This is a genomic window from Psittacicella gerlachiana (assembly GCF_003585965.1).
GTDB lineage: Bacteria > Pseudomonadota > Gammaproteobacteria > Enterobacterales > Psittacicellaceae > Psittacicella > Psittacicella gerlachiana.
Map to the genome: position 1 here is coordinate 1 of NZ_NRJF01000074.1, position 8,867 is coordinate 8,867.

General features: G+C 34.6%; 5 protein-coding genes. 3 read left to right on the forward strand and 2 right to left on the reverse strand.

Annotated features, from left to right (window positions below):
- A partial coding sequence (locus tag CKF59_RS03030) for a hypothetical protein (protein WP_147397099.1) occupies nucleotides 1-1,445 on the reverse strand: 1,445 nt, incomplete at its 3' end.
- A 349-nt stretch (nucleotides 1,446-1,794) separates the two neighbouring features.
- Nucleotides 1,795-4,608 (reverse strand): hypothetical protein, encoded by a 2,814-nt coding sequence (locus CKF59_RS03035; protein ID WP_147397100.1) that lies wholly within the window; start codon nucleotides 4,606-4,608, stop codon nucleotides 1,795-1,797.
- A 406-nt stretch (nucleotides 4,609-5,014) separates the two neighbouring features.
- Between CKF59_RS03035 and mutT the strand changes: the two genes are divergently transcribed.
- The 3 genes from mutT (at nucleotide 5,015) to CKF59_RS03050 (ending at nucleotide 8,589) form a co-directional block, all read left to right on the forward strand.
- Entirely contained in the window at nucleotides 5,015-5,578 is a 564-nt protein-coding gene (mutT, locus tag CKF59_RS03040) for an 8-oxo-dGTP diphosphatase MutT (protein WP_245959265.1), read from the forward strand.
- A gap of 668 nt (nucleotides 5,579-6,246) precedes the next feature.
- Nucleotides 6,247-7,248 (forward strand): bile acid:sodium symporter family protein, encoded by a 1,002-nt coding sequence (locus CKF59_RS03045; RefSeq protein WP_119534511.1) that lies wholly within the window; start codon nucleotides 6,247-6,249, stop codon nucleotides 7,246-7,248.
- A 186-nt stretch (nucleotides 7,249-7,434) separates the two neighbouring features.
- Entirely contained in the window at nucleotides 7,435-8,589 is a 1,155-nt protein-coding gene (locus CKF59_RS03050; protein ID WP_119534512.1) for an iron-containing alcohol dehydrogenase, read from the forward strand.
- Nucleotides 8,590-8,867 lie beyond the last annotated feature (278 nt).

Genomic DNA, 8,867 nt, shown 5'->3' on the forward strand with positions numbered 1-8,867 from the left:
TCTTTACTAGGTTCAGCTTGAGGCTCAGATTCAGTCTTCTCTTGAGAGGTATCTTCCGTTGCTGGTTGAGACTCAGCTGGAGTTTGAGCTTGCGGATTACTTTCTGTAGCTGGCTGAAGTTTTACTTGCAAAGCATGAAGTTGAGTTAAGAGATCATCAGTTAAAGGAAAAGGAGTTACTTGTACAGTGAAGAACTTAAAGTTTAAATCTTGATATTGAGGAGCAACTTTTAGAACGGAAAAAGTCTGATTATAGGTTGCATACTCAGGATAGTAAACTCCATTTTTCTTTAGAGGTTGGTAGTTTTTAATTAAGGCTCCAAAAGGGTTTACCTGTTCAGGTACATTTGGTAGAGCATAACCACCAGAAGTAAAGTAAAAATCATTTAGGCTTGGTAAAGGATTTGGCCAAAAACCTTCTGGGTTTACTGGAGAAACTGGAACCTTATAACTTCTAAATGCAGTTAATTCTGTAGTATCACTAGTAAACGCAAAACTTTCATTAGTTACAAGATCAGGATTAAGGTATTGATCTACACCAAGCACAAGATTTGCTTCAAGGGTAGTGGCTTCAAGATTAGCTACTACTTCTTGCAGTTGAGCTAGAGTTTGTTGCGGAGAAGTAAAATCTGCCACTAAATTATTAAAAGGATCACGAGCATTACTTGGTAAAGCTTGATTTGCTTGACTAGCTATTAATTCGACATTACTAAATACTCCTGAAACAGTTACCTGTGCTCTCGCTAAAGCTTGCTCTAATTCTGGATTTTGCGGTTTTGGCCAAACCCCAAGCTCATCATTATTTTTATAGAGGGGATTGGCTTCTACAATTTTAGAGTTTACATTGTTCGGTAACTCTACATCCTTGAGTAGGTATACGCCTCCAGTTAAGAGATTAGTTTGAGCTTGAGAATTAGAATTATTGCTTTCAGTCACCGCTACCCTATTCGTTTCTTGAGTTGTAGCTGAGTTATCAGCTTCATGAGTAGGGGTAGTAGAGTCTTCCGAGGTTGAAGTTTCAGTACTAGAGTTTACATTCTCAGTCGTAGAGCTTGTATCTGTTGACTCACTCGGAGTTTGTGGTTCTTGAGTTTTTGTTGGTTCTTCGCTTTGAGGCTCAGCAGTTTCATTTTGTTGATTTGTCGCTGGGTTTGCTTCCTGATTTACTTCAGAAGTTTGTCTGTCTCCGTCTCCAAGCTTAGCAGTAAATTGTTTGAGACTTGCCAAGCCATCGGTAGTTCCTAATTGAGGATTAACTCCTTGAGCGACAACTTGTGGTTGACGATCAGGAAATACGGGAGCACTAGCCGTATTGAGAAGATTTTGTAAGTGAAAACTATAATTTGTTGTAAAAGTTGTTAAAGTTAAACTAGTTGCTTGGCTATTAGCAGAGACACTAAGCAAGGTCAAAGCACTTAAGGCTAAAGCTAATGAATGTTTTTTCATCAATTATCCTCATGAGGTGATTTCAGGAAACAAAGCTAGTTTAACTCAGGTTAAGCTCTAAAACAGATTCCTGAATAAATTAATCTTAATCTAATCGGAGATAATTCTCTTAAAATTAGAACTCCTTATTATGATTTTACACTAAATCAAAGTGGGAGCGAAGAAAAAATAAGAAAATTTTTTAGATAATTTTAATTTAGAGTTTAGAAAGTAAAATTGATTTAAGATCTGTAATCTTTGCGAATCTATAGCGAGTTGAAAAATATCTTATTTGAGGTTAAATTTGTTGAATAGTTAGAGGCTATCTCTATAGAGAAATTGAGCTTTCCTAGAGGGGAAAGCTCAAAAGTTAATTTTTCTTTTTAGAAGTTTTTTTCTTCGGAGTTTTATTTTCTAAAGTATCAAGAACATCATTAATAGAGATGGAAATACTTAAGGTATCCTCAGCTAAGAAGTTAACATTATTTTTGTTATTCTTTTTATTTTTTGCATTTATTTTTGTAGTTGATTTTTGAGAATTTGCTGAGTTTTTTGTAGTCTGAGCTTGTTTACTCGTAGTTTTTTTCCGCTTGGTTTTTTCTGCTTTTGCTGGAGTAATTTCTTGAGGAGTAAGTTTTTTCTCAAAAGCTAAATCTACCTCTTGACTTACAACATCACTGAGAAGCTTACCAATAATTTCATTAAAATCAGCTTCAGCTGCAAGATTTGCCTCTGAGGTTAAATCTTGCGGAGGTTGGCTAGTGCTAGTTGAGGATTTAGAGGTACGTTTTTGCGGAAATTTTCTTGGAGCTTTAGGAAGAGCTTCACTGGTCGCCTTTTCTGCACCTTTATTTTTTGTTCTACTTTTGGCTTTGCTTTCTACTTGCTTTGTCCTCGGGGTATCAACTTGGGGATCAATAACTTCTGTAGTTTCAGGTTCGTGTAACCAAGCTTTTACCGCTGCCAGTTCAAGTTCTTTTTCTAGATCTGCAGGAGTTGGAGAACTCGATTTTTTTCTTCTCTTAGGATTAGGAGAAGCTTTTTTTGCTTTAGAACTTGTAGCTTTTTTTGGTTCTTTTGCTTGAGGATCTAGAGGAACTACTTTTGCTTCTTGTTGAGGAGATACTGAAGATTGCATTATTTTTTTGCTTTCTTTTTCTTCAGTGTGTTCTAAAGTAGAGAAGTCAGTAATTTCTGCTAATTGTACAAGATGCTTTAAACTAAAGTTAGGATCGTTAAAATCAATTTGCAAATAATTAAAGCGTTCTTTAAATTTACGGAGAATATATTCCACTTGAGCTGGTGTATAACCTTCAATGGTTTCTTCTTTTAGTTCTTTAAAACTAAAATTAAAATCATCATTTTTTTGTTGCTCTAAAATTTGCGTCGAACGTTTAAGCACTTGCGGTAAATAGTCTTGCTCTTCTTCAAGATCTTCTTGTAACGATAAAGCATGAGCTCGAGTGGTAGCGAGATCTTCTTCATCATCTCGGAAAAAATCTGCCTCAAACTTCTCAAAATCTTCATAAGAAGCAAAGTCCTCAGGGCGAGCTAAACGTAAAGCCTCATCACTACGTGGCGATTTGTTTGGAATACTAGTAAGATTTGAACGGGGTTTATTCTCTTCTTGCTGATAATCATCTAAGTCGGCAAAGCTTTTGTTTTTGTCTCCAAAAAGTCTCCGTAAGGTTAGCCTAAAGATTTTAGTGATCTCATTGGTACTAAGATCATAAAAAGGTGAAGGATCATCGTTCTCTTCAGCATAGATTTTTTCATATAAAGCTGCTTGATAAATATTAGCGAGAACTGCAACCTTAGCTAAATCCTTCATTTCTTTAATCGCATGATAGTCTGCAGCTGTAGCTTTACTCTCTAAGAACTTAACCCGAATTTGACTATCAGAGGGTAAGCTAAAACCATTAGCAATATACTCTTGAGGGTTGAATAAGAGTTCATAAGCATTAAATTCAGGAGACTCTACATCATAGCCCATAAAAGCAAACATGCTACGTAATAGGGGCGTTTCTTGAATATATGCAAGAGTTAAATCTTTAGCCTTGAGGCGATGTAAATGACGTTTATCAAATACTTGCTCATCGATTTTTATTTTAGAAGCGGGAGCAAAACTCAAGTCAGCTGGCATTTCTGGTTGTGGTTTGCCTAAGAGATCGGCAATATAGCTTGAAGTCAGAAAGTTTTCTTGAGCTGAAAAAGCTTGCTGATATTGTCCTAGTAACTGAAACTGCTTACGTTGCATAGATTCGAGCACTCGATGCTCAAACAATGGGGTTTGTTCAAGAGTTTCAAGATATTTTAATAGTTCAGAATCTTCTGAGTTTTCCTGAAAATATAATAGATAGTCTGGATCTGCTAAAGGAAGAGAAATTTGCTCTTGACTTAAATGTTGTCTCAACGCTTGATGATAATTACGATCATTTCTAATCAACAAATACATTTCTTCCATATAGTAACGAATCACTAATTCTTCATTACTAAAGTATAAAGAAGTAAGTAATACCTCAAGGGCATCATAATTAACCTTAGCTTGAGGCTTAGCTATATCTGCAGTTACAGTTTCAAGAAATTTAAAAAACTGAAACTGATTAAAATCCTTGGCACTTTGCATTAGTTCATCATAAGCTTGGAGACAGAAAAAGACATAGTCTTCAACTCCAGCATTTGGATGTTCTTTTAAGTAAGTTTTAAAGCTTGGAGCATAACCTTCCAAAGCTTTTAAGAGGTTAGCAAAGGCTACCGAGAGTTTGATTGTACTTATAGGTAAGCTCGCAGCCGCACTATTTTGAAAACGACGGAGATTTTCTTGCCAGTCGTTTGCTCTTTGAGCACAACGCACGATATAAGTGTGTAATAGAGGAATTTGTTCTTTGATTTCAGTAAAGATTAATTCAGCATCATCTAAAAAAGTTGAGAGACTTTTAATATTGGCACTTAATTGAGCAAGGCGAGCTCGAGAGATCTGAGCTTGCGTAAGAAAATCCTGAAAATTTTGTGCTTTTTCATCTGCTAAACGCACAAAGATTTGTCTTTCGGTTTGTAGCTCTTTAGCTAATTGTAAAATTCGGTGTAAATCTAGATCACGCATAGAAGAAGCACCGGTAGTATGCGTAAATCTAAATTTTAATAAACGGTCAACAATTTTTTTATATTCGCGTTTAGTTAACATATACATTTAATAAAATAAGGGGTAGTTAGGTTATTATTTTATCATTAACCAACGCTAGAAGCGGAAAAACAAAAAGAAAAATCAAAAATCTTTTTTGAACATGATAGAATATAAGATAATTAAAACTAAATGTTTTAAGGATAAAGAATTTATTCTTTATTAGGTGATTAGTAGAGCTTATAAAAATATTTTGGCTAAGGTTAAATGACAATGCTTTTCGAGGCATTATTTATGTCAAAAGAGCAAAAGCAAAAACTTCAGCAGAGTTTAGTTCAACTGTAATAAAACATTAGAAGATAAAAATTTAAAGTTGAACCTATCTCGGTGAGACAAAATAAAAAATATAGATCAAGCAAAACCATGCTGAAGACTACTAATCGGTGTAGGTTATTTTATAAGGAAAAATATGGACGGTCTTCCCCAGGAAATAGGGAATATATTTGTAAATAACTCTCTATCTCAATCAGCAACATCTCTTGAAGAGCAACCAATTAATGTTGTCGATGGTGCAACTCCACTCTTAACGCAAGAAGAGTTAGATAAGATGCCCGATGAGCAAATAAAACATGTAGTTTGTGGCGTGATTTTCAATGAATATGGACAAGTATTAGTTGGACGTCGTCGTGCAGGCGTAGACTATGCTAATTCTTTAGAATTTCCCGGTGGTAAAGTAGAGCATCATGAAACCCATGAGCAAGCTTTAATTCGTGAATTTGAAGAAGAAGTAGGAATTACTGTTGCAAACTTTAAGTTAATTTATGAACAACGTGTAAATGGTACTTCAGAGCCTTTTCATATCTATTTTTATCTAATCAAAGATTTCTTTGGTCAACCTTATGGAGCGGAAGGGCAGGAAGTGTTCTGGTTGAATGTGGATGAAATTGACTATAATCGTTTTCCTCCTGCAACACAGTTACTCATCCAAAATTTTATTTTGACTAATAACTATCTTAATGAAATTTATGGTTAAGTAAACAAGGCAAATAAGCAAAGGTCTTAGTCTAGTTCGACTAAGACCTTTAGTGTATGTAAATTTTAGTAATGATAAGTATATTAGAAAAATTTACCAATTTAATTATTGTCGAGAAATTGTTTTTTAGTCTAACTTTTTATGCAGAACACTAGTAATTAAGGGAATCAAAAGTAATTAAGGTGTAAAAATCACTCTAAAGTGAGTAATTATGGTAAGGAAAAATTAAAGTTAGTATTGAGTAAAATTAAAAAATTTAAAATTTTTTAAAAAATTTTCCTTAAAAGACTAGATTTTTAATTTGCTTTATTTTAATATAAAAGAACACCCCAAAATAATTCTTTTGTTAAAGAGAATTAACCTTATTAATCAAGGGGATATTGAAGATTAAGATTAAAAGTTGTAGCTTATAGCTACGTTTGATTTTTCTATTATTGTTATGACAATAATTTACCTACTAGGTATTACTTATGTTTTAGAAGCAAGTTTATTAACTTGCAATGTTTGATTTATTTTGTTTTGGTTTGTTTTGCAACTTTTAGGGTTAACCTAAGGTTTTAGTAGGTAATGAAATAACAGTAATAGCTTGAGTTTGAATTATTAATTAAGCTATAGTTTAAATTCCTCTAGAATTAAAGTTGCATAAACTAGATTAGGAAATTTAATTTATGCAAGCTCTTCAGAAATTTAATGCTTTTCTTACGAAAACTTACGCTCTTTGGATCGTATTTTTCGCAACCATGGCCTATCTTTGGCCCGAACACTTTAAGTTCGCTCTTCCTTACATGACCTATGGATTAGGTTTAATCATGTTTGGGATGGGAATGACTTTAACGTTTAAAGATTTTGCTTTAGTGGTAACCCAACCTAAAGCGGTAATCGTGGGATGTTTAGCTCAGTTTACCATTATGCCTCTATCAGCATACTTCTTAGCGGTAGGCTTTAATTTACCTCCTGAGTTAGCAGCTGGTCTAATCCTCTTAGGGGCATGTCCAGGGGGTACAGTTTCAAATATCATGACATATGTTGCTCGTGGTAATGTGGCTTTATCAGTTACTATGACTTCGGTATGTACGCTTTTATCTCCAGTTTTAACTCCAACAATTTTCTTCTTACTTGCAAGCCAATGGTTAGAAATCAATCCATGGGGAATGTTTAGAAGTGTATTAGAAGTAATCTTACTGCCAATTGTTTTAGGAGTGGTAGTACGTTTATTCTTTAGACGTCAAGTAAGTTATATCGTACAAGGTTTACCAGTTGTATCATTTACTTGTATCGTATGTATCCTTGCAGGAATCATCGCTGTAAATGCAGAGAATATCTCAAGAACTGGAGTATTAGTATTCTTCCTTGTAATCGTACAAAATGCAATAGGTTTTGGTTTAGGGTTCTTAGTAGCTCGTTTATTAAAACTAGATCTTTACGATTCAAAAGCTATCTCAATTGAGGTAGGTATGCAGTCTTCAGCTTTAGGAGTAGCCTTAGCAAATGCACATTTAACGCCAATTGCTGCAATTCCTTCTGCTGTAGCAGCTTTATGGCACAATGTAGCAGCTCCAATGTTAGCTTCTTACTTCTCGAGATTAAAAGATCCTCGTGCTGATGCTAAAGAAGCTGCCGATGCAAAAGCGAAAAAACCAGCACAAGAACCAATTGCAATCGAAGACTAGATTGTTAAAAACAAGACTAGGTCGTAAAAAATTAAACCGTCAAGATTTAATTAAGATCCCAAGAAAATTTTTCTTGGGATCTTTGCTTTTTGCTCTGATAAGAACTGGGGTGTATAATATATTTGCACAAACAACTCTGTTGTTGCGCTTAACTTTGAGAACTTTTTTAAATTAGGAGCAACGAAAATGTTAAATTTTGAATTTTATAATCCTACTCGTATTGTCTTTGGTGAAAATACGATTCAACGTCTAGCAGATCTTGTCCCAGCCCAAGCTCGAGTATTAGTAGTATATGGTGGGAATTCAGCTAAGGCTTTTGGAACTATCGACCAAGTAATCCAAGCTTTAGGATCGCGTGAAGTTGTAGAGTTTGGTGGAGTTGAAGCTAATCCTGAATATACTACTTTGCTCAAAGCTGTAGATTTAATCAAAGCAAAGAATTTAGATTATATTCTTGCTGTTGGGGGTGGTTCGGTAATTGATGGGGTTAAATTTATTGCAGCTGCTAATAAATTTGCTGAAGAAGATAAATGGAAAATTCTCGAGGGAACTCCTCTAACTCAAGCTTTACCTTTTGGAGTAGTGTTAACTATTCCGGCTACAGGTTCTGAAATGAATGCTGGAGCTGTAATTTCTTATCGTGATCGTGGTTTAAAACGCTCATTCCACTCACCTTTAGTTTTTCCACAATTTTCAATTATGGATCCGCAAAAAACTTTAACCTTACCTGAACGTCAAACTATGAACGGGGTGGTGGATTCTTTTGTTCATATTGTGGAGCAATATGTCACTAAGGATACTGGAGCAAGTGTTTCTGATGAATTTGCCGAAGGTTTATTAAGAGTTTTATTAAAAGTAGGACCAAAATTAAAGGCAGATCCTCAGTGTTTACCAGCTCGTAGTGATCTTATGTGGGCGGCAACTAATGCTTTAAATGGGTTAATCCGTTTAGGGCAAGTTACCGATTGGTCCGTACACGCTATAGGACATCAATTAACCGCTCTCTATGGTATTGACCATGCTCGTACTCTAGCTATAGTTTTACCTGGAGTTTGGGAATATAAATTAGAAGCTAAACAAGCAAAATTAGCACAAATGGGACGTAAGGTTTTTGCTCTTGAAAGTAATGATGAACGAGAGTTAGCTTTAGCAACTATTGTCAAAACTGAAGAGTTTTTCCATAGTTTAGGGGTAGCGACTCGTTTAAGAGACTATAATCTTGGCGAAAACGCAATTCCTGAAATTGTCGCAAATTTAGAAAAAATTGGAGCAACTAATCTCGGTGAAGATAAGGACATAGATTATGTTGCAAGTAGTAAAATTTTAACTTCACGTCTTTAATTAAAAAAAGCCTCCTTTAACAGGGGGCTTTTTCGTTGGTCGGTTGGAGCAAAGATAATTAGATATTCTTGAGTAGGGTAAAGATAACTTTTTAATCGGGAGTTTGAAAAAATTTAAAATCTCAGCAAATAAGATGTTGATATTCGATATAGTATTTGTATAGGTAGTAACTATAAATAAATTTAGTTACCTTATTTCTGAGGTGTAGATTTATGTATATTTTTGCAAGTTTAGATTTGTTTTAAGAGTTTTAGTATTGTTTTTCATAAGATTTTAAG

What these genes read in the sequence shown, in the direction of transcription:
- CKF59_RS03035 (WP_147397100.1), bottom strand. Translation starts at nt 4,608, where the DNA reads ATGTTAACTAAACGCGAATATAAAAAAATTGTTGACCGTTTATTAAAA.
- mutT (WP_245959265.1), top strand. Translation starts at nt 5,015, where the DNA reads ATGGACGGTCTTCCCCAGGAAATAGGGAATATATTTGTAAATAACTCT.
- CKF59_RS03045 (WP_119534511.1), top strand. Translation starts at nt 6,247, where the DNA reads ATGCAAGCTCTTCAGAAATTTAATGCTTTTCTTACGAAAACTTACGCT.
- CKF59_RS03050 (WP_119534512.1), top strand. Translation starts at nt 7,435, where the DNA reads ATGTTAAATTTTGAATTTTATAATCCTACTCGTATTGTCTTTGGTGAA.